The sequence below is a fragment of the Bradyrhizobium sp. AUGA SZCCT0283 genome (assembly GCF_018130385.1).
In the GTDB taxonomy this organism is placed as follows: Bacteria; Pseudomonadota; Alphaproteobacteria; order Rhizobiales; family Xanthobacteraceae; genus Bradyrhizobium.
Genome location: NZ_JAFCLU010000104.1, coordinates 1 through 1,675 on the forward strand (window position 1 = coordinate 1; position 1,675 = coordinate 1,675).

At 63.1% G+C, this 1,675-nt stretch carries 1 protein-coding gene; it reads left to right on the top strand.

The genetic code is table 11. From position 1 onward, the window contains the following. The first annotated feature begins 74 nt into the window (after nt 1–74). Nucleotides 75–1,229 (top strand): IS110 family transposase, encoded by a 1,155-nt coding sequence (locus JQ624_RS38275; protein WP_212424022.1) that lies wholly within the window; start codon nt 75–77, stop codon nt 1,227–1,229. The last annotated feature ends 446 nt before the right edge of the window (nt 1,230–1,675 follow it).

The window sequence follows — 1,675 nt, forward strand, 5'->3', positions numbered from 1 at the left end:
GTAGATCCTATGGGGTGGCAGGTGGTCAGGGGTAAGCTGAGTTTGCGACCACCCAACCACCCGGAGGATCAACGATGCGCACTGATCCCACTGACACACCCGCCGGCTGCGAGTATGCCACGGTTTACATTGCTTTCGAACTGAGCAAGGCGAAATGGCAGCTAGGCATAATGATGCCTGGTACCGAGAAGATGAGCCGTTACCGGATTGATGGAGGCGACCTGGCGGCGCTGTCGGGTTTGCTGGTCAAGGGTCGATCGAAGGCGGAGCAGACGGGGAAGCCGGTTCGTATCCTGTCTTGCTATGAAGCGGGTCTCGACGGTCATTGGCTGCACCGCTGGCTGGCCGACAATGAGGTACTCAATTACGAGATCGATGCGTCGAGCATCGAGGTGAACCGGCGGGCACGGCGTGCCAAGACCGATCGGATCGATTTGACGCAATTGATGCGCTCGTTTCTGGCTTACCTGCGTGGCGAACCGCGGGTTTGCAGCATGGTTCGGGTTCCCACGCCTGAGGATGAGGATCGCAAACGGCGCACCCGCGAGCGCGAGCGGCTGCTGAAGGAGCGCACCGGGCACAGCAACCGGATCAAGGGGCTGCTGCATGGCCAGGGCATCCGCGATGCCATGCCCTTGAAGCCGGGCTTCTTGTCGGGTCTGGACGAGATGCGTACCGGCGATGGACGCGTTCTGCCGCCCCGGCTGAAGGAGGAGATCCGTCGCGAGCATGAGCGCTTGCTGTTGGTGCACAAGCAGATCAAGGCGCTCGAGGCAGCGAATGCGACCGCGCATCGAGCACCGGCCAAGGACTCGGTAGAGGCGAAGGCGGTCCAACTTGCCCAACTCAAGGCGATTGGCCCGCAGATCGCCCAGCTTCTGGCCAATGAGGTCTTCTACCGCGACTTCAAGAACCGGCGTCAGGTCGGCGGTTGTTTCGGACTGACCGACACACCCTACGACAGCGGCGCCAGCCGGCGACAGCAGGGCATCAGCAAGACCGGCAACCATCGCGCGCGAACGACCGCGATCGAGCTCGCCTGGCTATGGCTGAGGCATCAGCCCGACAGCGAACTGAGCCGCTGGTTCCGCGAGCGGGTTGGTAACCTCAAGGGCCGCATCCGCAAGATCGCCATCGTGGCGTTGGCACGCAAGCTGATGGTGGCGCTGTGGCGCTATCTGGAAACCGGCCTCGTGCCAACCGGCGCGGCGATGCGCCCAAGCCTTTAACGGACGCCGGTGCGCCAATGACGGCCGACGTGACCCAGGACAGACGCGTGACCGAACCCGGGCTTGGGTCTTCGGATTCCGCTTTCGTAGATGGGTCCCGTCTCTTCTGGGCCTTACCTTCACCCGTGCATGAAAGATCAGGGTCCGGGTCACCACACCCGACCGGATACAAGTTGATGCGGTGTCTGCCGCATAACGACGTCACGGCCCAGTCCAGGACATCACGTCAAGCCGCCAATCGCGCGCCTCGAAACGTTCCGATCAGAAAGCCTCGCGCCAGCCTTGCCGCCGTCAAGGCCGCTACGCGCCGCCTCCGGCGGTGGCCTGCGGCCAGCCTTGACGGCGGCTACGCCTGGCGCAGCGATCAACCATCGGAACGAAACAGCCACTGCGAGCGCAGCGCGCTCCACGACAACAACCAGGAGCAACACATGCCCTGATCAATC